This window comes from Streptomyces sp. NPDC017448, assembly GCF_044330565.1.
GTDB lineage: Bacteria > Actinomycetota > Actinomycetes > Streptomycetales > Streptomycetaceae > Streptomyces.
In genome coordinates this window covers 91,988-114,857 of the sequence record NZ_JBIRLM010000005.1, presented here as the reverse complement: position 1 = coordinate 114,857, position 22,870 = coordinate 91,988, and the positions used below count along the sequence as shown (strand labels likewise).

19 protein-coding genes are annotated in these 22,870 nt (G+C 73.9%); 15 read left to right on the top strand and 4 right to left on the bottom strand.

Annotated elements, in window-relative coordinates:
• Nucleotides 1–201: 201 nt before the first annotated feature.
• Entirely contained in the window at nucleotides 202–927 is a 726-nt protein-coding gene (locus ACH4K1_RS11185) for a DNA-binding response regulator (RefSeq protein ID WP_398088543.1), read from the bottom strand.
• Nucleotides 928–1,460: 533 nt separating this feature from the next.
• On the opposite strand from ACH4K1_RS11185, the gene mfd reads away from it, so the two are divergent.
• The 4 genes from mfd (at nucleotide 1,461) to ACH4K1_RS11165 (ending at nucleotide 6,447) form a co-directional block, all read left to right on the top strand.
• The gene (gene mfd / locus ACH4K1_RS11180; RefSeq protein WP_398088542.1) at nucleotides 1,461–4,994 is read left to right on the top strand and encodes a transcription-repair coupling factor; all 3,534 of its coding nucleotides are present in this window, start codon (nucleotides 1,461–1,463) and stop codon (nucleotides 4,992–4,994) included.
• A gap of 129 nt (nucleotides 4,995–5,123) precedes the next feature.
• Nucleotides 5,124–5,381 (top strand): hypothetical protein, encoded by a 258-nt coding sequence (locus ACH4K1_RS11175; RefSeq protein WP_398088540.1) that lies wholly within the window; start codon nucleotides 5,124–5,126, stop codon nucleotides 5,379–5,381.
• The gene (locus tag ACH4K1_RS11170; RefSeq protein ID WP_398088538.1) at nucleotides 5,363–5,902 is read left to right on the top strand and encodes a GntR family transcriptional regulator; all 540 of its coding nucleotides are present in this window, start codon (nucleotides 5,363–5,365) and stop codon (nucleotides 5,900–5,902) included. Before ACH4K1_RS11175 ends, ACH4K1_RS11170 begins: the two co-directional genes overlap by 19 nt.
• The gene (locus tag ACH4K1_RS11165; RefSeq protein WP_398088536.1) at nucleotides 5,899–6,447 is read left to right on the top strand and encodes a GntR family transcriptional regulator; all 549 of its coding nucleotides are present in this window, start codon (nucleotides 5,899–5,901) and stop codon (nucleotides 6,445–6,447) included. The genes ACH4K1_RS11170 and ACH4K1_RS11165 overlap by 4 nt, the downstream gene beginning before the upstream one ends.
• Here the strand turns inward: ACH4K1_RS11165 and ACH4K1_RS11160 are convergent.
• A complete protein-coding gene (locus ACH4K1_RS11160) occupies nucleotides 6,435–7,298 on the bottom strand; it encodes a nucleotidyltransferase domain-containing protein (RefSeq protein ID WP_398088534.1) in 864 nt (287 codons plus the stop codon). The genes ACH4K1_RS11165 and ACH4K1_RS11160 overlap by 13 nt on opposite strands.
• 342 nt (nucleotides 7,299–7,640) lie before the next feature.
• On the opposite strand from ACH4K1_RS11160, the gene ACH4K1_RS11155 reads away from it, so the two are divergent.
• Both ACH4K1_RS11155 and ACH4K1_RS11150 read left to right on the top strand, forming a co-directional pair.
• Nucleotides 7,641–8,234, top strand: a complete 594-nt coding sequence (locus ACH4K1_RS11155; RefSeq protein WP_398088532.1) for a GNAT family N-acetyltransferase — start codon at nucleotides 7,641–7,643, stop codon at nucleotides 8,232–8,234.
• A 228-nt stretch (nucleotides 8,235–8,462) separates the two neighbouring features.
• A complete protein-coding gene (locus ACH4K1_RS11150; protein WP_398088531.1) occupies nucleotides 8,463–9,248 on the top strand; it encodes an HNH endonuclease family protein in 786 nt (261 codons plus the stop codon).
• Between the two features lie 84 nt (nucleotides 9,249–9,332).
• On the opposite strand, the gene ACH4K1_RS11145 is transcribed toward ACH4K1_RS11150, so the two are convergent.
• Nucleotides 9,333–9,998 (bottom strand): hypothetical protein, encoded by a 666-nt coding sequence (locus tag ACH4K1_RS11145; RefSeq protein ID WP_398088529.1) that lies wholly within the window; start codon nucleotides 9,996–9,998, stop codon nucleotides 9,333–9,335.
• 235 nt (nucleotides 9,999–10,233) lie between these two features.
• Between ACH4K1_RS11145 and ACH4K1_RS11140 the strand changes: the two genes are divergently transcribed.
• Nucleotides 10,234–10,980 carry a GNAT family N-acetyltransferase gene (locus tag ACH4K1_RS11140; RefSeq protein WP_398088527.1) on the top strand — a complete coding sequence of 249 codons (747 nt, stop codon included), beginning with the start codon at nucleotides 10,234–10,236 and terminating at the stop codon, nucleotides 10,978–10,980.
• A gap of 65 nt (nucleotides 10,981–11,045) precedes the next feature.
• On the top strand, nucleotides 11,046–11,579 hold the full coding sequence (locus tag ACH4K1_RS11135) for a cysteine hydrolase family protein (protein WP_398088852.1): 534 nt from the start codon (nucleotides 11,046–11,048) through the stop codon (nucleotides 11,577–11,579).
• 22 nt (nucleotides 11,580–11,601) lie between these two features.
• Here the strand turns inward: ACH4K1_RS11135 and ACH4K1_RS11130 are convergent, their stop codons facing one another.
• Nucleotides 11,602–12,330 carry a hypothetical protein gene (locus tag ACH4K1_RS11130; RefSeq protein ID WP_398088526.1) on the bottom strand — a complete coding sequence of 243 codons (729 nt, stop codon included), beginning with the start codon at nucleotides 12,328–12,330 and terminating at the stop codon, nucleotides 11,602–11,604.
• Nucleotides 12,331–12,563: 233 nt separating this feature from the next.
• On the opposite strand from ACH4K1_RS11130, the gene ACH4K1_RS11125 reads away from it, so the two are divergent.
• From ACH4K1_RS11125 to ACH4K1_RS11095, 7 genes are all read left to right on the top strand, one after another.
• Entirely contained in the window at nucleotides 12,564–14,948 is a 2,385-nt protein-coding gene (locus ACH4K1_RS11125) for an N-6 DNA methylase (protein WP_398088524.1), read from the top strand.
• Nucleotides 14,949–15,172: 224 nt separating this feature from the next.
• The gene (locus ACH4K1_RS11120; RefSeq protein WP_398088522.1) at nucleotides 15,173–15,838 is read left to right on the top strand and encodes a hypothetical protein; all 666 of its coding nucleotides are present in this window, start codon (nucleotides 15,173–15,175) and stop codon (nucleotides 15,836–15,838) included.
• A complete protein-coding gene (locus tag ACH4K1_RS11115; RefSeq protein WP_398088520.1) occupies nucleotides 15,835–17,490 on the top strand; it encodes a protein kinase in 1,656 nt (551 codons plus the stop codon). The genes ACH4K1_RS11120 and ACH4K1_RS11115 overlap by 4 nt, the downstream gene beginning before the upstream one ends.
• Nucleotides 17,491–17,666: 176 nt before the next feature.
• On the top strand, nucleotides 17,667–18,320 hold the full coding sequence (locus ACH4K1_RS11110; RefSeq protein ID WP_398088519.1) for a SurA N-terminal domain-containing protein: 654 nt from the start codon (nucleotides 17,667–17,669) through the stop codon (nucleotides 18,318–18,320).
• A 147-nt stretch (nucleotides 18,321–18,467) separates the two neighbouring features.
• On the top strand, nucleotides 18,468–19,475 hold the full coding sequence (locus ACH4K1_RS11105) for a nucleoside triphosphate pyrophosphohydrolase (protein WP_398088517.1): 1,008 nt from the start codon (nucleotides 18,468–18,470) through the stop codon (nucleotides 19,473–19,475).
• A 50-nt stretch (nucleotides 19,476–19,525) separates the two neighbouring features.
• Nucleotides 19,526–21,370, top strand: a complete 1,845-nt coding sequence (locus ACH4K1_RS11100; protein WP_398088516.1) for a sel1 repeat family protein — start codon at nucleotides 19,526–19,528, stop codon at nucleotides 21,368–21,370.
• Nucleotides 21,367–22,731, top strand: a complete 1,365-nt coding sequence (locus ACH4K1_RS11095; RefSeq protein ID WP_398088515.1) for a cytochrome P450 — start codon at nucleotides 21,367–21,369, stop codon at nucleotides 22,729–22,731. Before ACH4K1_RS11100 ends, ACH4K1_RS11095 begins: the two co-directional genes overlap by 4 nt.
• The last annotated feature ends 139 nt before the right edge of the window (nucleotides 22,732–22,870 follow it).

Genomic DNA, 22,870 nt, shown 5'->3' with positions numbered 1-22,870 from the left:
AGGGGTGACCCTTCGGGCGTCACCGTAGGATGACGGCAGGCTCCGGGACGTTCCTCCAAACGTCCCGGAGCCGAACCCGTTCCAGGCCGCGAGCGGGTTCCTGCCCGGGGCCGGGCGCGTTCCCGGTCCGGGCCGCAGCCGCTCCCGTTCCGGGTCGCACCCACTCCCGTCCCGGGACCGGCCTGTGGGCCGTGGCGGCCCTCAGATCCAGCCGCGCTCGCGGGCCAGCAGGGCGGCCTGGGCCCGGCTGGCCGCACCCAGGGTCTGCATCAGGTCGGCGACATGCCGCCGGTAGGTCCGTACCGACACCCCCAGCCTCCGGGCGCCCGCTTCGTCCTTGCCCACCGTGCACATCGTCATGAGCACCCGGCGCCCGATCCCGGACGGGCGGAGTTCGGGGGCCTTCCCACCGCTCGCACCGGCGTCGCCCGCAGGGAAGCGGTCCGCACCGGTACGGGTGGTACCGGTACCGCCCGTACTGGTACCGCCCGTACTGGTACCGCCCGTACCGGCCGGGTCGCCCGCGGGCTCCCCGGCCCCGGCGAACAGGTCGACCCGTTCACGGATCCCGGCCGGCGCTTCCCACGGCCCGACATCCCGCGACCGGGGGGCACGGTCCCCCTGCTCCGCGCGTAGACCATCAATGACGTGCCACGATCGGGTGACGCGCTGCAGCTCCTGGTGGAGGGCGTGGAGCCGGATGCCCACCAGCCGGGCGAGGGCCGCCCCGGGCTCCGCCGGGAAGATCCGCCCCTCCGCGTCCTCGGCGTGCAGCAGCCCCAGCTCCTGGAGCCGGGCGATCCGGTCGCGGGCCTCCTGGGACCGGGAGTGCGGCAGGAGACGGAGGTCGTCGGCGCGTGTGCCGGGATGGCGCAGGAAGTGCCGGTAGATCTCTTCCTCGGCCTTCGGGATCCCGAAGACAGACATCTCGTTCTCGTCCACGTACGCCCCCGCTGCCTGGTGCCGTGGACCGTGCGCCGAGGGGGGTCGCCCCGCGCCGCCCGCCCCGGCCGCTGCCCGTTCCGCCCGTGCCGTTACCGCTGGTGGGACGCGTCGGCCGACGCACCGGTCCGGGTGTCCGGACGGTGTCCGTGTGCGCGTGCCCGTGCCATGGTCGGGCAAAGACTAGAGGCTGAGCCCCTTTCTGGGAGGGGCCCGGACGCAACTGTGTGCGATACGGAGGTGAACGGTGTGCGACGGCCGACGAGCGGCACGGTCCGCACGACGGACGGCGGGCACGGTCCGCACGACGGACGGCGGGCCCGATCCGCCCGGCCCGATCCGCCCGGCCCGTTCCGCCCGGCCCGGGGCTCCGCCGCACCCGTTGCGGACGCGGCTGTCACCCCCTGGCCGTACCCTGGAATTCACCCGGCCCGTCTCACGTGTCGGGCCCTTCGCGTTGCTCGCCCGCCGGCAGCAGCCTGCTGCCGGTACCCCTTGATCACCCGGACGGAAACTTCATGAGTCTGCACGGTCTGCTGGACGTCGTCGTCACCGACCCGGCGCTCGCCGAGGCGGTGAAGGCCGCCGGGGACGGGCACCGGCCCCATGTCGACCTGGTGGGCCCGCCCGGCGCACGGCCGTTCGCCGTGGCCGCGCTGGCCCGGCAGACCGGCCGTACCGTGCTGGCCGTCACCGCGACGGGGCGGGAGGCCGAGGACCTGGCCGCCGCCCTGCGCACCCTCCTGCCGCCGGACACGGTCGCGGAGTACCCCTCCTGGGAGACCCTGCCGCACGAACGGCTCTCGCCGCGCTCGGACACCGTGGGCCGGCGCCTCGCCGTGCTGCGGCGCCTGGCCCACCCGCGTGAGGACGACCCGGAGACCGGCCCGGTCTCGGTCGTCGTCGCGCCGATCCGTTCCGTGCTCCAGCCGCAGGTCAAGGGGCTCGGCGAGCTGGAACCGGTGTCGCTGGTCGGCGGGCAGAGCGCAGACCTGGGCGAGGTGGTGGAAGCGCTGGCCGCCGCCGCCTACTCCCGGGTGGAACTGGTCGAGAAGCGGGGCGAGTTCGCCGTGCGCGGCGGCATCCTGGACGTCTTCCCGCCGACCGAGGAACACCCCCTCCGGGTGGAGTTCTGGGGCGACGACGTGGAGGAGATCCGCTACTTCAAGATCGCTGACCAGCGCTCCCTGGAGGTCGCCGCGCACGGGCTGTGGGCGCCGCCCTGCCGTGAGCTGCTGCTGACCGACGAGGTGCGGGAGCGGGCGGCGGCCCTGGCCGAGGCCCATCCGGAGCTGGGCGAGCTGCTCGGCAAGATCGCGGAGGGCATCGCGGTCGAGGGCATGGAGTCCCTGGCCCCGGTCCTGGTCGACGAGATGGAGCTGCTGCTCGACGTCCTGCCGGAGAACGCGATGGCGATCGTCTGCGACCCGGAACGGGTCCGGACGCGGGCGGCCGACCTGGTCGCCACGAGCCAGGAGTTCCTCCAGGCGTCGTGGGCGGCGAGCGCGGGCGGCGGGGAGGCGCCGATCGACGTGGGCGCGGCCTCGCTGTGGGGCATCGCGGACGTCCGGGACCGGGCCCGTGAGCTGGGCATGATGTGGTGGACGGTCTCCCCGTTCGCGTCGGACGCCGCCGACCACGACGACGACACCCTCCGGCTCTCCATGCACGCCCCGGAGGCGTACCGGGGCGACACGGCCCGGGCGCTGGCCGACACCAAGGGCTGGCTGGCCGACGGGTGGCGCACGGTGTACGTCACGGAGGGCCAGGGGCTCGCCTCCCGTACGGTCGAGGTGCTGAGCGGCGAGGGCATCGCGGCCCGCCTCGACGCGGACCTGACCGAGATCACCCCGTCGCTGGTGCACGTCTCCTGCGGGGCGATCGACCAGGGTTTCGTGGACCCGGCGCTGAAGCTCGCCGTGCTCACCGAGACCGATCTGACCGGCCAGCGCACCGCCACCAAGGACCTGGGCCGGATGCCGGCCCGCCGCCGCAAGACGATCGACCCCCTGACGCTGGAGGTCGGCGACTACATCGTCCACGAGCAGCACGGCGTCGGCCGGTACGTGGAGATGGTGCAGCGCACGGTCCAGGGCGCGACCCGCGAGTACCTGCTGGTCGAGTACGCCCCGGCCAAGCGCGGCCAGCCCGGCGACCGCCTCTACATCCCGACCGACCAGCTGGAACAGGTGACCAAGTACGTCGGCGGCGAGGCCCCGACGCTGCACCGGCTCGGCGGGGCGGACTGGACCAAGACGAAGCAGCGGGCGAAGAAGGCGGTCAAGGAGATCGCCGCCGACCTGATCAAGCTGTACAGCGCGCGGATGGCGGCCCCCGGCCACGCCTTCGGGGCGGACACCCCGTGGCAGCGGGAGCTGGAGGACGCCTTCCCGTACGCGGAGACGCCCGACCAGCTGTCCACGATCGCCGAGGTCAAGGAGGACATGGAGAAGACGGTCCCGATGGACCGGCTGATCTGCGGCGACGTCGGCTACGGCAAGACGGAGATCGCGGTCCGGGCCGCGTTCAAGGCGGTGCAGGACGGCAAGCAGGTGGCGGTCCTCGTGCCCACCACGCTCCTGGTCCAGCAGCACTACGGCACGTTCACCGAGCGCTACTCCCAATTCCCGGTCAACGTGCGGGCGTTGAGCCGCTTCCAGTCCGAGTCGGAGTCCAGGGCGACGCTCGAAGGGCTCAAGGACGGCTCGGTCGACCTGGTCATCGGCACGCACCGCCTGTTCTCCTCCGAGACGAAGTTCAAGGACCTCGGCCTGGTCATCGTGGACGAGGAGCAGCGGTTCGGCGTCGAGCACAAGGAGCAGCTGAAGAAGCTCCGCGCCAACGTGGACGTGCTCACCATGTCCGCCACCCCCATCCCCCGTACGCTCGAAATGGCGGTCACCGGCATCCGCGAGATGTCCACGATCACCACCCCGCCGGAGGAGCGCCACCCGGTGCTCACGTTCGTCGGCCCGTACGAGGAGAAGCAGATCGGCGCGGCGATCCGCCGTGAACTGCTGCGCGAGGGGCAGGTGTTCTACATCCACAACCGGGTCGAGTCCATCGACCGGGCCGCCGCCCGCCTGCGCGAGATCGTCCCCGAGGCGCGCATCGCCACCGCCCACGGCCAGATGTCCGAACAGGCGCTGGAGCAGGTGGTGGTGGACTTCTGGGAGAAGAAGTTCGACGTGCTGGTCTCCACGACGATCGTCGAGTCGGGCATCGACATCTCCAACGCCAACACCCTGATCGTGGAGCGCGGCGACAACTTCGGCCTCTCCCAGCTGCACCAGCTGCGCGGCCGGGTGGGCCGTGGCCGCGACCGGGGCTACGCCTACTTCCTCTACCCGCCGGAGAAGCCGCTCACCGAGACCGCCCACGAGCGCCTGGCGACCATCGCCCAGCACACGGAGATGGGGGCGGGCATGTACGTGGCGATGAAGGACCTGGAGATCCGCGGCGCGGGCAACCTGCTCGGCGGCGAGCAGTCCGGCCACATCGCGGGCGTCGGCTTCGACCTGTACGTCCGCATGGTCGGCGAGGCGGTCGCGGACTACCGGGCCCAGATGGAGGGCGGCGTCGAGGAGGAGCCGCCGCTGGAGGTCAAGATCGAACTCCCGGTCGACGCGCACGTCCCGCACGACTACGCCCCCGGCGAGCGGCTGCGCCTCCAGGCGTACCGCGCGATCGCCTCGGCCACCTCGGAGGACGACATCCGCGCGGTCCGCGAGGAGCTGACCGACCGCTACGGCCCCCTGCCCGAGCCGGTCGAGAACCTCCTCCTGGTCGCCGGCCTGCGCATGCTGGCCCGCGCCTGCGGCGTCGGTGAGATCGTCCTCCAGGGCTCCAACATCCGCTTCGCCCCGGTGGAGCTGCGCGAGTCCCAGGAACTGCGCCTGAAGCGCCTGCACCCCAAGACGGTCATCAAGCCGACCGCCCACCAGATCCTGGTCCCGCGCCCGACGACGGGCAGGATCGGCGGCAAGCCGGTGATCGGCCGCGAACTGCTGGCGTGGACGGGCGAGTTCCTGACGACGATCCTGGGGTCGTAGCCCGGCCGGGGCGTGAACGACCGGGCCCCGCGGGACGTACATGTCCGGCGGGGCCCGCGGTGTTGCGCCGGGCCGGTGCTGCGGCACCGGAGACCGCTTGAATACCGCCCGCACCGTCTTGCCCACGACGTGGTGGTCGATGCCGAAGGCCGCTGCGAGTTCAGCGACGAGGAACAGGCCGCGCCCCGAGCAACTGCCTTCGTCCGGGTGCTGAACCTCCGGCCGTCCGTCGCCGCTGTCCCGGACCGCCCGTCGTGCGAGGTCATCCGTCAGGTCGAGCCGAACGGCGAATTCCCGTCCCGGCGGGTGTTCGACGGAGTCGCCTACCGTGTGCACCGGCAAGGTCCGTCGTCGGCGAAAGAGAAGCCATGGGCAAAGGTGAAGTGATCAGCGCGTCCACTCACTACCTGACGCCGGTGGACGGCGGGGGCGACGTCTGGAGCACCGAGGCGGCGGCTGCGGGGCGCCGGGGCACGCAGAAGATCATGAGCGCTGGTGAAGTCGCTGCTCCGGAGCGCGTGGCTGACCTGCTCGGGGTGAAGCGGGGCGGCCAGGTCGTCGCGCGGCGGCGGATCATGTACCTCGACGGCGAACCGTGCGAGTTGACCGACACCTACTACCCCTTGGAGATCGCACGAGGCACAGGGCTGGCCGGCACGGCGAAGATCCGAGGAGGGGCCGCCCGGCTGCTCGCCGAACTCGGTTATGTCGGCACCCGGGCGCAGGAGGATGTGGCAGCCCGTATGCCGTCCGAGAGTGAGCGGGCGTCACTGTCGCTCACGGCAGACGAGCCGGTCCTCGAACTGACCCGGCTCACGCTCGACGCGCAAGGCCGACCGCTCCAGGTAGATGTGATGGTCATGCCATCACGGGGTCAGAAGCTGCGGTACGAGATCAGGATCGGATGACGGCGCGCGGACCGGAGACGGAAGGGGCGGACGGCCGCCCCCTGGACGAGCGGATCGCCGCCGATCTACGGGACGACATCATGTCCGGGGACCTGGCTCCGGGTGACAGCCTGCCCTCCACAGCACAGTTGAAGGAGCGGTTCGGCGCCGCGAACGCCACGGTTCAGAAGGCCCTGCAACTCCTCAAGAACGAGCACCTCGTGGTCGGCCGGGCGGGCGCGGCGGTGACCGTACGCGAGCATCGGCAGCGCACGATACGGCCCGCCGCGTACATGACGCCGTCCACGACGGGGGAGCCGTATCGCCGACTGACGGAGGCGAAGAAGGCGGGCACCCGTGCCCGCAGCTCTCTCCTGGACGTTACGGAGTCCGAACCGCCGGCGGATGTCGCGGAGGCGCTCGCACTTCCCTCGGGCGGCACGGCCGTCCTCCGCCTCGGGCGGCACGGCCGTCCTCCACCACCGCCTCCCATCGAGGCCACGGTGATGGTCAAGGCGGGGCACTTGTGCGAGGTGCAGTACGCGTTCACGCCTCAGTCCGGCTGAGGCCGCCCTGTCCCCGGCAGCATCTGCGCGATCTCCTCGTGCAGCCCCAGCGGCAGCCGGGCTCCCCACCGGGCCGCGGCCTCGGCCGCCAGGTCACGGCTCCATCGCCAGCTGTTCGCCGCCGCCGTGCGCAGGTCATCGGGGGCCAGGGCGGCGGTGGTCGTGGCATACCGCTCGACGTCCGCCGCCGGCAGGTCCGCCTCCAGGGCGCGGCTCGGGGTGAGCCAGTGGGCGGACGAGCCGCGCAGCAGGCGGCAGAGCTTGAGCTGGAGCGGGGCGATGACGGCGTGCAGCAGGTTGTGGGCGCGGGCGTGCTCGCCCCGGGCCTGGACGTGGGCCAGCATCAGGGTCCAGTTGGCCAGTTCGTCGGTGAGCTGCTGAGCGGTGGCCACCGGCTCGGGCGGCCTGAAGGCGGCCAGTTCCCGGGCGGCGGCGGTCAGATGCCCGGTGCGGTCCAGGAGCACGGCCGCTTCGGGGCGGGGGAAGTGGATCTGGTCGCGCCAGGTGGCGATCTCCGCGATGCCGGGGCCGGCGGGCTCGATGTGGAACTCGCCGCGCATCAGGTCGTCGAAGACCACGGCGAGGATGCCGTACATGTTGGTGTACGCCAGCTTGAGCGGGGCCAGCCGCTCCACGAACTCCCGCCCGTCGAAGGGGTCGGCGTCCCCCTCCCGTACGTAGAGGTACGCGTCCAGGTCCGAGTGGGCGTCCGCCTCACCGAGCGACCAGGAGCCGTACAGCAGGACGCCCTCCACGCGGGGATCGGCATCGGCTGTGGTGCGCAGCAGCTCGATACGGCGGGCCAGGGCGTCGGCGGGCAGGGGGGCGTGGATGGGCCGGGTGTGCGGCATGGCCGGGTCTCCTGAGTGGGGTACGTGGGCAGACGAACGGTGCCCGACGCTCGACGCCGGGCTGCTTCCGGTCCCGGTGCGGGACCTCGCTCGTCGCTCAGGAAAAGACGCCCATCAGGGCAAGCCTACGGGTCGTCCCGGTGCGGCGTCGTGCCCGGGTTCCGACCACCGGTGCGATGTCCGGGCAGCGGAGTCGGCTGCCGCGTCGCCAGGCCTGCCCGCCCGTACGCGGCGAGCCGGAGCACCCCGCCCTCCGGCGGCGGTTCCGGGGACCGCCGGTGGCGGGTCGGCCGGCGGACGGACCCCGGCCGTTGTGGTGCGGCGGGCCGGTACGGTGCGGACATGACGCGACCTGACAGCGAATCAGCTGGACGTGGGCCGGCGGAGGAGGCCGTCACCTATCGCATGGCCGAGAGCGAGAGGGACAGGACGGCCGTCATCAAAGGGGAGTTCACCTCGGACACCGTCTTCGAGGTGGTCGACTCCGGCGGGGACGGGTTCTCCATCCGGCCTGCCCGGCTGGACCGGCCGATTCACAAGGTCTTCCCCGACGACGAACCCGAGGGCGATGAACCGTCGGAGGGCGCGTGCCGGTTCGTCGCGCTGGACGGCGACCGCCTGTGCGGCTATGTCGACACGCGGTATGAGTCCTGGAACCGGCGGCTGGTCATGGCCGACATCGAGGTGGCCGGGCCGTACCGGGGCCGGGGAATCGGACGCACGCTCATGAGCCACGCCATCGACTGGGCCCGGACATGCGGTGCCGGCCACGTCTGGCTGGAGGTGACCAACATCAACGCTCCGGCCATCCGCGCCTATCAGCGGATGGGGTTCGCTCTCTGCGGCCTGGACACCTCCCTCTACAGCGGCACCGAGTCCGAGGGGGAGACGGCGCTGTTCATGAGCCGCTCTCTCGACGGCCCCGCCGGTCGATAGCCCCGTGCCCGGGCTCGGCCATGGAGACGCGGAGGCTCTCCGGCCCCGGACGGCAGGACTTCCTACGATCCCCGTGCACCGGGCATGCGGGCGGCCGCCAGACCCGTGCCCTGGCCCGGCCCGTCACCTTCGGGGACGTCATGAGCGCAGTCATGGAAGCCGCCCCGGCGGGGAAGACGCTCGTAGGATGCTCCGCGTTCGGTTTTCTTCCCGTCAGGACGGCTTCACGTGATAGCTCCCCGTACGCACCGGGCGGCGGCCCTGCCCGCCGTCGGCGTCCTCGTCGTGCTCGCCCTGGCGGGCTGCGACCCCGACGACCTCACCGCCGAAGGGGGCGCCACGAGCGGGGGGACCAAGGACGGCGCGCGGTCCGCCGAGGGCTTCGGCGCGAGTCCGCTGGACAATCCGGACGGTACGAAGCCGGGGCTGGCCCCGCTCACCGGCGACGCGGACCGGGCCGCCGCCCGGAAGATCATCGAGAAGGTGGCCACGAAGGGGCGCGGCCCCAGGACCGGTTACGAGCGGAAGAAGTTCGGCTACGCCTGGAAGGACGGGATCGACGGCATCCCGCTCGCCCGCAACGGCTGCGACACCCGCAACGACCTGCTCGCCCGGGACGGCAAGGACGTCGAGCACAAGGCGGGGTCCGACTGCATCGTCATGGCGATGACGCTCCAGGACCCCTACACGGGCGCGACCATCGACTGGCGCAAGCAGCAGGCCACCGAGGTCCAGATCGACCATGTGATGCCGCTGTCCTACGACTGGCAGATGGGCGCCGCCCGTTGGAACGAGTCCAAGCGCGAACAGATCGCCAACGACCCGCTCAACCTCCTCCCGGTGGACGGCCCGGCCAACAACGCCAAGCGGGACTCCGGCCCCGCCTCCTGGCTGCCGCCGTACAAGCCGATCCGCTGCTCCTACGCGGTGCGGTTCGCCCAGGTGTCCCTGAAGTACGAGCTTCCGGTCACGACGGCCGACAAGCGGGCCATGCTCGCCCAGTGCGGCGGCTGACCCGCCTCCGCCCCCAAACACCGGTCGGGGCCGCCCCGAAGGAGCGGCCCCGAAGGAGGCGCGGTGTGCGCGGGCAGGGGCCGGTCAGACCTTGCCGCCGCAGATGACGTTGTACGGGCGGCCGAGCGCCATCATCAGCTGCATCGGTTCCGTGGTCGCCGCCGGGCACTCGGTCTTCTTGTCGACGAGCCCGAGCACCTTGAAGTCGCTCGCCCCGGCCGAGGCGCAGACGATCTCCTTGGCCGTCGCCGACACGCAGTCGCCCTCGACGAGCTGGCCGCCGCCGGCGCCCGCGTCGCCGGGGTGGTCCCCGATCAGGTTGCGGCCGCAGACCGTGTTGGTGGGGATGCCGCCGCCCTTCTTGCCGTCGCCGGAGCCGAAGACCCGGGAGACCTGGATGATCAGGTCCGTGCCGGCCGGGCACTGGATCGCGTTGGGCATGATGCTCGCGCTCTTGACCTCCAGCGCCTTGAAGGTCGCGCCCGACTCGTCGCAGTCGAAGGCCCGGTAGCCGTCCGGCTTGTTCTCCGGGTCCGGGCCTCCGCAGTCGCCGATCTCCCAGGAGCCGCCCTTGCCGTCCGAGGCGGACGAAGCGGACGAGGAAGCCTTCGACGCCGACGACTCGTCACCGAAGATCTTGGACGCCCCGTAGCCCAGGCCGAGGATCACCGCGAGCACCAGCAGGCTCTGCAGGCATCCGGCGCCTCTCCGGGGGCGGTTCGGCGTACTGCCGGGCTGGGGCTGGGCCATGGTTCTGCTCCTCAGGGGTGACGCACGACGACACGGGGGAAAGTCACGGGTGGGGACGCGGCATGCACACTTCACGGTTCCGGCGGTGGAACCGGTCCCGGCCCGGTCCCGGCCCGGTCCCGGCCCGGTCCCGGCCCGGTCCCGGAGCGGGCAGTCCGCGTACCGGAGGGCCGTTGCTCGGCAAGGAGCCGATATTCGCTGGTCGCAGCGGTGCGGACTGCCTAGGGTCGCGCGTATGGAACTGCACATCACCACTCTTGCCGAGCGTCCGGAGCTGGCCGACGCCCTGAACGGGATGCCGGACACCTGGCCGGAGTTCGTGCTGGAGGACATCGTCGGGTGGGCGAACTTCCCCCGGATCGCGGTCGATTTCCCGCAGTACGTGCTCGTCGCCACCGACTCCGACGGGGTGGTGGTCGCCCGCGCCTACAGCGTGCCCTTCCTGCTGGACGCCCCCGGGCGCGGGGAGCTGCCGGTCGGCGGCTGGGACCGGATGCTGCTGTGGGCCTTCTCGGACCTGCGGCGCGGGCGTACGCCCGACACGGTCGGCGCGATCGAGATCACGGTGGCGACCGGCCATCAGGGCAAGGGCATATCGGGCCGGATGCTCGCCGCGATGCGGGACAACGCGCGGCGGCTCGGCTTCCGGGAGGTCGTCGCCCCGGTGCGGCCGAGCGGCAAGCACCTGCGGCCCGCACTGCCGATGGAGGAGTACGCCCGGCTGACCCGTCCCGACGACGGGCTTCCCGAGGACCCCTGGCTGCGGGTCCACGCCCGGGCGGGCGGGACGGTGGACTCGGTCGCCACCGTGTCGATGACCGTGAGCGGCTCGCTCGCGCAGTGGCGGGAGTGGACCGGGCTGCCGTTCGACACGGACGGCCCGGTGGAGGTGCCGGGGGCGCTGGTGCCGGTGCACTGCGCACTCGCCCATGGGTACGCGGTCTACGCCGAGCCCAACGTCTGGGTGCGGCACCGGCTGTGACGGCGGTCCCGGACACGGAGGAGGTCGCCGCGGCGGAGGCGGTCTCCGCGCTGCTCGTCATCGACATGCAGAACGCCCTGGTCGCGATCGCGCACCGGGCGTCCGCCACCGTCGCGGTCATCGCCGGTCTCCAGGAGCGGGCCAGGGCGGCCGGGGCCCCGGTGGTCCTGGTGCAGCAGGAGGACGAGGAGCTGGAGCCGGGGACCGAGGGGTGGCGGATCGCGCCCGAACTGGCCCCCGCCCCCGGTGACACGGTCCTCGCCAAGACCGCCCCGGACGGCTTCCTGGGCACCGGGCTGGACGCGCTGCTGCGGGGCCGGGGGGTCACCGAGGTCGTCGTCACCGGTTTCGCCACGGAGATCTGCGTCGAGTCCACCGCCCGGCAGGCGCTGAGCCGGGGGTACGACGTGGTGCTCGTCGCGGAGGGCCACACCACCTCGGTCCGGCCGGACGGCTCCGGCCCGTACGCCGCGCCGGAGGCGTCCGTCGCGCACCACAACGAGATCTACCGGAACCTCCGCTTCCCAGGCCGCCGGGTGCGCGTCCTGCCCGCGGCCGAGGTCGGCTTCGGCCGCGGCCCGCACCCGGGAGCACCGTAGGGCGGCCGGCGCCGCCCGCCTCCTACTGCTCCAGGTCGACGATGTCCTTCGCGGCGGGCTTCTTCGCCACGACCGGCGCGTCGAAGTCGGAGAAGTGCATCGTCATCGGCTCCTCGCCGCCCCGGGACGTGACGCGCAGGATGTAAGGGTCGCCCTTGGCGGCGACGTCGAAGGTGTACGTCTCCTTGCCGTCCTTCTCCGTGAGCCGCAGGGACGGCTTGCCCGCGACCGTCGAGGGGCCCTTCTTCTCGGCGGCGTTGTCGTTCGCCTCGAACTCCTTCAGAAGCGCCTTCAGGTCACAGAACTCGATGGCCTCCGCCGTGTCCGGGTCGGACGCCTTCGACTCCAGCCAGTTGCCCGCCAGCATCTCGACCGCCGCGTCCGCCTCCGCCTTCGGCTCACCCTTCATCTGCGCGCGCAGCATGGCCTCGTCGAACTTCGTGTAGACCGTCCCACCGGTCTTCACGATCTCCATGCTTCCCTGGCCGCCCACCGTCATGGTCCCGGTGCAGTCCCCGCCCAGGCTCGACGCGAAGTCGGCCTGGACCCGGCCGTCCGGAGTGGTCATGTCGACGCCTATCCGCAGGGACTTCACGCCGTTCGTGGCCTTGAGAGCCTTGTTGGCCACCTCCGGGCCCGACTGGCCGGCGAACGGCCCGGTCTCCTTCGGGGAGTCCGTGCCGCAGGCGGCGAGGCCGACGAGGGCCAGCGCGCAGAGGGTGTTGACGGAGATACGGGTGGCGAGGCGCATGGGTCAGGCTCCGGGAGGAGGGGCGCGAGGGCGCGCCGAAGAGAGGGGGGAAGAACAGCCCCGGTGGGGCGGGTCAATAAGAGCAAACCTTGTGAACCGAGTCAACACGGTTCATGGGTGAAGCGTCGGGCAACGGCCTCTGCGGGTGTGGTGCGAGGGAGTCGCTATGCTCGCGGCAGCCGGCGTCGACGGGGTGAGCGACGGGCGGGCGAACGGACCAAGGGGAGAGCCAAGTGCCGGAGAACGCGACCGAGGTCACCGCGGCGGGAATCGCCCGACTCGCGGGCGTGGGACGGGCCGCCGTCAGCAACTGGCGCCGTCGGCACGCCGACTTCCCGCAACCTGTGGGCGGCACCGGAACCAGCCCGTCCTTCGCCCTGGCCGAGGTCGAGCAGTGGCTGCGCGACCAGGGGAAACTCGTCGAGGTACCGCTCCGCGAACGCATCTGGCAGGCGGTCGCCGGGCATCCGGCGGGCGCCGTCCAGGCGCTGATCCACACCGGCTGCGCCCTGCTGGTCGTCCGCGACCGGCCCACCGCCTGGCTGGAGCTCACGGCCTCCCCCGACGAGCGGATGGCTGCTCTCCTGCCGCACACCGTGGAGCATGTCCTCACCGCCCGGTTCGGGCCCGGGGGCGCCCCTGCCGACGCGGACCGCCCAGCGGGTTCCCCGGCTGTTCCCCCCACGCGCCGCCCGGGGCCCGCTGATGTTCACACGGCGCCTTCGTCGGAGCCCGCCGATGTTCACACCGCGGGCAGGGCGGAGCCCGCCGGTGTTCACGGCCCGGCCCGGCCGGAGTCCGCCGGCCCCCGGGCGGCGGACTCGCCGGAGCCCCCCCGTGCCCCCGGGGCACGCGCTGTTCACACCCCCAGCGCGCAGGAGCTGCTGCCGTCCGTGCCGCTCCTGCGGGCCGCCGCCGAACTGGCCGCCGGGATCGGGGCCGGGCCGGCCTTCGAGTTCCTGCTCGGGCGGCAGTTGGACGCCAACCCGCGCCAGTACACGCTGACCCCGCCGCACCTCGCCGAGCTGATGGCGGACCTCGCCGAACCGCCGAAGGAAGCGGACCGGCCCGTCCGCCGCCGGCACGTCCGCAGCGTCCTCGACCCCGCCGCCGGCACCGGCGCCCTGCTCCGAGCGGTCCACGGCCCCGCCGCGCTGTACGGACAGGAGGCCGACCCCGCCCTCGCCGCACTCACCGCCCTGCGCCTGGCCCTCGGCGCCGAGGGCCCCCGCGGAGCCGCCCCGGGGCCGGTCGTCCGTACCGGCGACACCCTGCGGGCCGACGCCTTCCCTCAGGTGGCGGCCGACACCGTGCTCTGCCATCCGCCGTTCAACGAACGCAACTGGGGCCACGACGAACTGGCCTACGACCCGCGCTGGGAGTACGGGCTCCCGGCCCGCACCGAGTCCGAACTCGCCTGGGTCCAGCACGTCCTGGCCCGGCTGCGCGACGGCGGAACCGCCGTCCTGCTGATGCCGCCCGCCGCCGCCTCCCGCCGCTCCGGCCGCCGTGTCCGCGCCGGCCTCCTGCGCCGGGGAGCCCTCCGGGCCGTCATCGCCCTGCCGGCCGGGGCCGCCCCTCCGTACGGCATCCCGCTCCACCTCTGGGTGTTGCGCAGGCCGGAGCCCGGCGTGCGGCCCCCCGCCGACCTCCTCCTCGCCGACACCGCCGCCCTCCCGGACCCGGCCTCCCCGGCCCCGGAGGACGGCCCCGCCCCCGGCGGTCCGGCGGGAGCCGGCAGGGCGGGCGGCGGCAAGGCGCCCGGTGGCGGGCGTGAAGGGATCGACTGGCCCGCCGTGCGCGCCGCCGTGCTCGACGCCTGGCGCGACCGGGCCGACGTCGAGGGCGTCAGCCGCGTCGTGCCCGTGGTCGAACTCCTCGACGACGACGTGGACCTGGCCCCGGCCCGCCACCTCCCGCGCCCCGCGGCCGGAGGCGGCGCGTCCGGCCTCGGGGAGATCGGGGAGCGGCTGGCCGAGACCCTGCGCCTGACCTCCGGCCTCGTCCCGCCGGCCGTCGCCCCCGCCGGCTCCGCGCACCTGCCGCTCACCACGGTCGGCGAACTCGCCCGCGCCGGAGCCCTGCACCTGAACACCGGGACCGCCGCGCCCGGAAGCGCCGCGGTCCCCGTCCTCACCGAGCACGACGTCCTCACCGGCGCGGTTCCGGTCGCCCCCGCCCCGCCGTCCGGCCCGGAGGCCCCGGGCCGGACGGTCGACGAGACGGTCCTGCTCGAACCCGGCGACGTCGTCGTGCCCGTGCTGGGCGGCGGTACCGCGGCCCGGGTCGTGGACGAGGCGACGGCCGGGGCCGCGCTCGGCCGCAACCTCCAGCTCCTGCGGCCCGACCCGGCCGCCCTCGACCCCTGGTTCCTCGCCGGATTCCTGCGCGGTACCGCCAACCACCGGCAGGCCAGCAGCTACGCCTCCACCGCCGCCCGGCTGGACGTGCGCCGCCTCCAACTGCCCCGGATGCCGCTCGCCGAACAGCAGCGGTACGGGGATCGCTTCCGGGAACTGGCCGCCTTCGAGGACGCGCTGCGGACGGTGGGCCGGCTCGGCGGGCTGCTCGTCCAGGGGATGTACGACGGCCTGGCGGACGGCACGGTCGCACCCTGAGGGCCCGGAGGCCCTGACGCCCTGGGCCCTGTCGCCCCGACGCCGTGACGTCCTGACGCCCGGAGCTGCGGCCGCCCCCCACGCCCCGGGCCCCGGCCGCCCGGGGCTCCCGGGCGCCGTGTCCCGCAACGGTTCGGCACGACGTCGGGACAACGGGGACAGCCGGTCGGCGGAGGTGTATACGCTCACCCCACACGTCCGCCATCCGCCTCCAGGAGCAGCACATGCACGGCTACGGCCCGACGCCGCAGCAGCCGGTCGCACCCCGCCCGTCCCCGGCGACGCTCACCGCGGTGCGCGTGACCCTCGTGGTGATGACCGTGCTGAGCTGCGGCCTGCTGGGGTGGGCGCCGATGCTGCGACTCGCGATCGTCACCCGCAGGCCGCGCGACTGGGTCCTGCTGGCGGTCGTGACGGTCTCGAACATCGCGCTGTTCGCCTTCATCCTGGCGACGCCGGACGACCCCGACGACATGACGGACGCCCAGGCCCTGACCATGGCGGCGTGGATGCTCGGCGGTCTGACCGCGGTGATCACCTATTACCTGAGCGCGGAGATACGCCACTACACCTCCCTCGGCGCCCCGCCCCCGTACACCGCCGCCGCGCCTCCGCACACCGCGTACTCCGCACCGCCGCTTCCGTACCAGCCGCACCATCCGCCTCAGCCCCAGCCGCAACACCTCCCCGCCCAGCACCCGCCGCAGGGACAGCCCCGCACCCCGCACCCGCCCCAGGGGCAGCACCCCAACCCGTACACGGGGCCGGCCGCCCCGCCCACGCCCGTCCCCGCCCCCCGCCGCCTCGACCAGGTCCGCGCCGAACTGGACGAACTGAGCGACTACCTCCGCAAGGAGAGCGGGGAGAACAGGGAGGGCGAGGGCCGGTGAGCGGGCGGATCATCGCCGACCGGTACGAACTGGCCGCCCTCCTCGGCCAGGGCGGCATGGGACAGGTGTGGACGGCGTACGACCGGCGTCTCGACCGCCGCGTCGCGGTGAAGCTGCTGCGCCCCGACCGGGTCGCCGGGCCCACCGGCGGCGACGCGGCCGACGAACTGCGCCGCCGCTTCGTCCGCGAGTGCCGGGTCACCGCCCAGGTCGACCACCCGGGGCTGGTCACCGTCCACGACGCGGGCAACGACGGCGACGACCTCTACCTCGTCATGCAGTACGTCGAGGGCGCCGACCTCGCCGACCACCTGGCCGAGCACGACCCGTACCCCTGGCCGTGGGCCGTCGCGGTCGCCGCCCAGCTCTGCGCCGTCCTCTGCGCGGTCCACGCGGTGCCGATCGTCCACCGCGACCTCAAGCCCCGGAACGTCATGGTCCGCCCCGACGGCACCGTCACCGTCCTCGACCTCGGCGTCGCCTCCGTCCTCGACACCGACACCACCCGCCTCACCCACACCGGCTCACCGATCGGTTCCCCGGCCTACATGGCCCCCGAGCAGGCGATGGGCGGCGCGGTCGGCCCGTACACCGACCTGTACGCCCTCGGAGTCCTCCTGTACGAACTCCTCAGCGGCGAGGTCCCGTTCGCCGGGTCCACCGCGCTCGGCGTGCTGCACCGCCACCTGTACGAGCCCCCGGTCCCGGTCCGCCGGACCCGCCCCGAGGTCCCGGTCGCGCTGGAGGCGCTCGTCCTGCGGCTGCTCGCCAAGGACCCGCAGGCCCGGCCCGCCTCCGCGCAGGAGGTGTACGAGGAGCTGGCCCCGCTGCTGCCCCAGCACGGGACGCCCGCCGCCCCGCTCGACCCGACCCGCCCCTTCCTGCGGCCGCACGCCCCCTGGCCGGACCGGGCCGCGACCCCCGCCCCCGTGCCCGCGCCCGCCACCTTCGCGGCCCCGCCGCCCGCCCTCGGCGCGCCGCGGTCCTTCACCCCGCCCCCGGCCGGTCCGCCCCCCGCCCCGCCCTCCGTCCCCGTACGCCCCGGCACCCCGCCCCACGCCACCCCGCCGCCGCCCGCCAGGCCGGACGTCGCGCGCGCCGTGGACGAGGTGAAGAAGCTGCTCGGCGAGGGCCGGATCACCCAGGCCGTCGATGTCCTCGGGGCCACCCTCCCGGCCGCCGCCGCCGAACACGGCGAGCACTCCCCGGTCGTGCGCATCCTGCGCAAGCAGTACGCCGCGACGCTGATGGACGACGGGCAGTACCGCCGCGCCCTGCCCGAACTGCGCCGCCTCGCCGATGACCGCGCCGCCGAAGCGGGCCCGGCCGACGCCCAGGTCCTCCAGTTCCGCTACGAGGCGGCCCAGTGCCTCGAACAGCTCGGGGAGGCCGGGGCCGCGCTCGGCGAGTACCGCGCGGTCCTGCCGTACTACGAGAACGGCTACGGGCCGATCACCTCCGACCCCGGCCGCGCCCTCGACATCCGGCACCGCATCGGCCAACTGCTCCTGGCGGTGGGGGACCACACGGCGGGCCGGGCGCAGCTCCAGGCCCTGCTGTACGACGCCGAGCGCACCTACGGGCCGCACCACCCGCTACCGGCGGACCTGCGCCGCCTGCTCAGCCACCAGCGGGAGCTGCACGGCGGCTGACGGCCGCCCCGGAGCGCTCCGCGGCGCCGGCCCCGCGCCGGACCCCGCCGCGGGCCACATCCCCAACTCCTCCCGAATCGTTGGTCGAATCAGTGGCACGGGCCACATCCACTGCCTAACATCGATCACCGCAAGGCTTTGTGCACCCATGCACAAACTCTCCCCGGGAGGCTCCTTTGCACCGCCGTCGTCGCACCGCGCTCGCCGTCCTCGCCGCAACGCTCGTCGCCGCACCGCTCCTGTCGGCCTGCGGCGACCAGGCCCACCCCGGGGCGGCGGCCGTCGTCGGCGGTGAGCGGATCGAGGTGTCGGCGGTCCAGGCCCGCGCCGCGCAGGTCCGCAGCGCCCAGGAGAGCTCCCCGCAGGCCGCCCAACTGGTCGACAAGTCGGGCCAGCTCAGCCGCGCCAAGCTGCACGGGCTGATCTTCACCCGGATCCTCGACCGGGCCGCCGAGGACGCGGGGGTCACGGTCACCCGCAAGGAGATCCAGGAGATGCGGAAGGCCGGCCGTGCCCAGCAGGGCGGCGAGGAGCAGTTCGAGGCGATGATGCTCCAGCAGCGCTGGGTCGCCCCGGACCAGATCGACGCCGACATGCGGCAGGAGGTCCAGCTCCCCAAGCTGGCGCGGGCGCTCGGCGTGGACCTCGGCACGCCCGCCGGGCAGCAGGCGGTGGGGGAGGCGCTGACCAAGGCGTCCAAGGCGCTCGACATCGACGTCAATCCGCGCTTCGGCACCTGGGACGACCAGAAGATGCAGCTCGGCGACTACCGCGCGCCCTGGATCACCCAGCGCACCGAGCTCACCCCCGAGCAGCCGACGGGGGCCTGACCCGCCGGACGGCGGCCACCGCCGGGAGCCCGGACCGGCCGCCGGGAGCCCCGTCCGGCCGCCGGTCTGCCCGGCCGCCGGCCCGGTCCGGCCCCCTTTCCGGGGACGCCCGGGCGGAGCCGACCCGGCCGGAGGTAGGTTCGCACGGTGAACGCCGAAGCCCCCGACGCCTCCGTCGAGACCCCCGCCGGCCCCGGCCGCATCGTCCTGCTCACCGCCAGCCACCGGGTCGCGCCCGGCCTGCTGTCCTGGCCGGCCTGGCAGACGCTGCACGCCGCCGACCGGGTCCTGGTCACCGACCCCGACCACCCGCAGCTGCCCTACCTCCGCGAGGCGGGCGTACGCGCCGAGCACGCCGTACCCGCCGCCGACGACCTGGTCGCGGAGTGCGCGGGCGGCCGGACCGTCGTCGTCCTGGTCGGCGGCGAGGGCGACACCCGGCTGACGGACGGCCTGGCCCGGCTCGGCGGATCGGGCCGGGTGGCCATGCCGGACCTGGAGCTGCTGCCCGGCTCGTACGACCTGCCCGGAGCCCGCATGCTGGACCTGGTCCAGGTCATGGACCGCATCCGCCGCGAGTGCCCCTGGACCTCCCGCCAGACGCACCGCGGGCTGGCCAAGTACGCCATCGAGGAGGCGTACGAACTGGTCGAGGCGATCGAGGACGGCGACCGGGACGAGCTGCGGGAGGAGTTGGGGGACGTCCTGCTCCAGGTCGTCCTCCACGCGCGCATCGCGCAGGACGGCCGCCCGGAGGACGGATCGGAGCCGTTCGACGTGGACGACGTGGCGGGCGGCCTCGTCGAGAAGCTGATCCACCGCCACCCGCACGTCTTCGGCGACGCCACCGCCGAGACCCCGGAGGACGTCCACGCGCACTGGCTGCGCACCAAGGCGACCGAGAAGCAGCGCACCTCGGTCACCGAGGGCGTCCCCCTCGGCCAGCCGGGCCTGGCCCTCGCCGCGAAGCTCGGCAGCCGGGTCCGTACAGCCGGTCTCGACGTCCCCCTGCCCACCGGCGACACCATCGGCTACGAACTCCTCGCCCTCGCCGTACGCGCCGAGGCGAACGGCGCCGACCCGGAGGCCGCCCTGCGCGCCGCCGCCCGCGCCTACCGCGACGCGATCCTGGCGGCGGAGGGGCACACGGATTAGTACGGTGACGGCAGGGGCGTCATGAGGGGGGTACGGGCGTGGACGAGGGGATGACGTCGCTGGCTCGCACGTTGATGCGGGTCATCGAGAGCAACGACCGGGACGCGTACGGGCTGATGGCCGAAGCGGTCGGCGGCGCCGGCTCGCGGTCCCTGCGCGTACGGCTGGCCGAGGTGAGGGACGCCCGCGCCAACGGGGAGGTGGGACGCCCGGCGGAAGCCCTCAACGACCTCCTGGACGAGGTGAGGCGTTTCGCCCCCCATACCTACGGGGAACTGGAGGCGCTCGCCCAGACGTTCCGCGAGGACGAGGCCGCACGGGCCGCCTCCCGGGTGCGCGGGCCGGCCCCGGCCCGGTCCGATGCCGCAGCCCCCCGCAACAGCGTCTCGGGCGGCGTCTTCGAGGCCCCGGTCGTCCAGGCCGGGACCTTCAACGGCGGTGTGCACACCTACTTCGGAGCGCCGCAGCACACCGGCCCGCCCCCGGTCGCCGACTGGCCCCGGCTCGACACGGCCGACCCGATCGCCTTCGGCGTGCGGCGCACCCGGCAGGTCGGCGACGAACCGGCGCTGCCCCCGTACGTCGCCCGGGACGGCGACGCCCTGCTGGAGAAACGGATGGGCGCAGCCGCCGGGACCGGCGGGCTGGTGCTGGTGACCGGCGAGCCCCTGTCCGGGAAGAGCCGGACCGCCTGGGTGGGGATGCTCGCCAACCTGCCGGGGGCGACCCGCCTCTTCGCCCCCGCGGCCGGCACCGATCTGCGCGGCCTGCCCCCCGTGCTGCGCGCCCGAGGCGAGGAGCCGTGCGTGATCTGGCTGGACGAGCTGGAGGGCCACCTCGGCGAACACGGCCTGACCCCGGCGCTCCTCGCCGAACTGGTCCGCCTGCGCGTCCCGGTGATCGCCACGATGGGGGACGAGGCGTACGACGCCCACCGCTTCGGCGGCCAGGCCCGCGCCCGGGTCCTGGCCGGTGTCGATCCGGTGGAGCTGACCCGCGTGTGGACGGCGGACGAACTGCGGAGGCTGACCGGAGCGCGCGAGGACCACCGGCTGGCGGACGCGTCCCTCTGGTGCGAGGACGACGCCGTCGCCGCGTTTCTCGCCGTGGGCCCGGAGCTGTGGGACGAGTGGTGGCGTGCCCGCCGCCCCCACGCCCACCCGCACGGCCATCTGCTGGTGCGCGTCGCCATGGACCTGGCCCGGTGCGGGACGGACGACGCCCCCGTCCCGTCGCGTGTGCTGCGCGAGGCGTGCGCGCTGTACGAGCGGGAGGCCGCGCAGGCGGCCGGGGAGTCGTTCGAGGACGCACTCGCGTGGGCGTCCGGGGTGCGGCACGGCGTCACCGGGATGCTGGTCCCGGGCCCGGAGCCGGAGAGCTGGAGGTCCTTCCCGACCCTGCACCGGGACGCGGTGGCCCGTCCGGACGCCCCGCCCGTGCCGCTCGGCCTGTGGCTCCGCGCCATGGAAGTGGTGGGCGGGAATCCGGATCTCCAGGAACTGGTGGTGGAGAGCGCCCAGAGCGAGCTGGAGGGCGAGGCGGACGGGCGGCCGGAGGTCGGGCTGGTGCTCGGCCGCCTCTACGAGGCGACCGGGCAGGCCCGGTACGCCGAGGAGTGGTTCCGGCACTCCGCCGACGCGGGCGGCGTCGAGGCGGCGGGGGTCGTGGGCAAGGCCCTCGCGGAACGGGGGGACGTGGCCGAGGCCGTTCCGTACCTGGAGCGGGCGGCGGAGGCCGGGGACTCCTTCGCCCAGGGCTATCTGGTGACCGTGCTCGTCGACCGGGCGGTGTTCTGGCTGGATCGCGGCGCCGGGGGCGGGAGCCGGGTGGCGGCGTACTACGCCAGGAGAGTGCGGGCGTCCCTCGACGCCGTGCCCGATACCGTCGAGGAGTGAACGACAGCCCCGCACCGAGCACCCCCGAGCCCCCCGCCTGCCCGCACGCCGCCCCGCACGAGAAGGCCGCCGCCGCGCCGCACGGAGCGGCCCCGGCGGCCCCCGCCCCCGCACTCTTCACCTGGGAGTTCGCCACGGACCCCTACCCCGCCTACGCCTGGCTCCGCGAGCACCGCCCCGTGCACCGCACCGCCCTGCCCAGCGGGGTCGAGGCGTGGCTCGTGACCCGGTACGGGGACGCCCGGCAGGCCCTCGCCGACGCGCGGCTCTCCAAGAACCCGGCCCACCACGCCGAGTCGCCGCACGCCAAGGGCAAGACGGGCATTCCGGGGGAGCGCAAGGCGGAGCTGATGACGCACCTGCTCAACATCGACCCGCCGGACCACACCCGGTTGCGCCGGCTCGTCTCCAAGGCGTTCACCCCGCGCCGGGTCGCGGAGTTCGCCCCCCGCGTCCAGGAGCTGACGGACCGGCTCATCGACGGGTTCGTCGAGAAGGGGGAGGCCGACCTCATCCACGACCTCGCCTTCCCGCTCCCCATCTACGCCATCTGCGATCTGCTCGGCGTCCCCCGCGAGGACCAGGACGACTTCCGGGACTGGGCGGGCATGATGATCCGGCACGGCGGCGGGCCGCGCGGCGGGGTCGCCCGGTCGGTGAAGAAGATGCGCGGCTACCTCGCCGAACTCATCCACCGGAAGAGGGAGGCCCCCGGCGACGACCTGATCTCCGGACTCATCCGGGCCAGCGACCACGGCGAGCACCTCACGGAGAACGAAGCCGCCGCGATGGCGTTCATCCTGTTGTTCGCCGGTTTCGAGACGACGGTCAACCTGATCGGGAACGGGATGTACGCGCTCCTGCGCCACCCGGAGCAGCGGGCGCGGCTGCAGGCGTCCCTGGAGGCGGGGGAGAGCGCCCTGCTGGCCACCGGCATCGAGGAACTGCTGCGGTACGACGGACCGGTGGAGATGGCGACCTGGCGGTACGCGACCGAGCCGCTGACCCTGGGCGGCGAGGAGATCGCCGCCGGGGATCCCGTCCTGGTGGTGCTCGCCGCGGCCGACCGCGACCCGGAGCGGTTCGACGAACCGGACGTCCTGGACCTCGCGCGGCGTGACAACCAGCACCTCGGGTACGGACACGGCATCCACTACTGCCTGGGCGCGCCGCTGGCCCGGCTGGAGGGGCAGACCGCGCTCACCACGCTCCTGAGGCGCCTCCCCGACCTGCGACTCGCCGGTGATCCCGCCGATCTGCGCTGGCGCGGCGGGCTCATCATGCGGGGGTTGCGGACTCTTCCGGTCGGGTTCGAACCGGGTGTCCGGACCGGGAGAAGTGACAGCCTGTCACCTCTGTGACTTTCACGTGATCTGCGCTGCATCGACTTGTGACATACGTTCGCATCCCGCTAGGTTCACGGTTCGACGTGCGGGCCGCACCATGCCCACGCGTCACTCGGGCACCGGGGCGCGGGGCGTGTGAACCCGCCGTACGGCG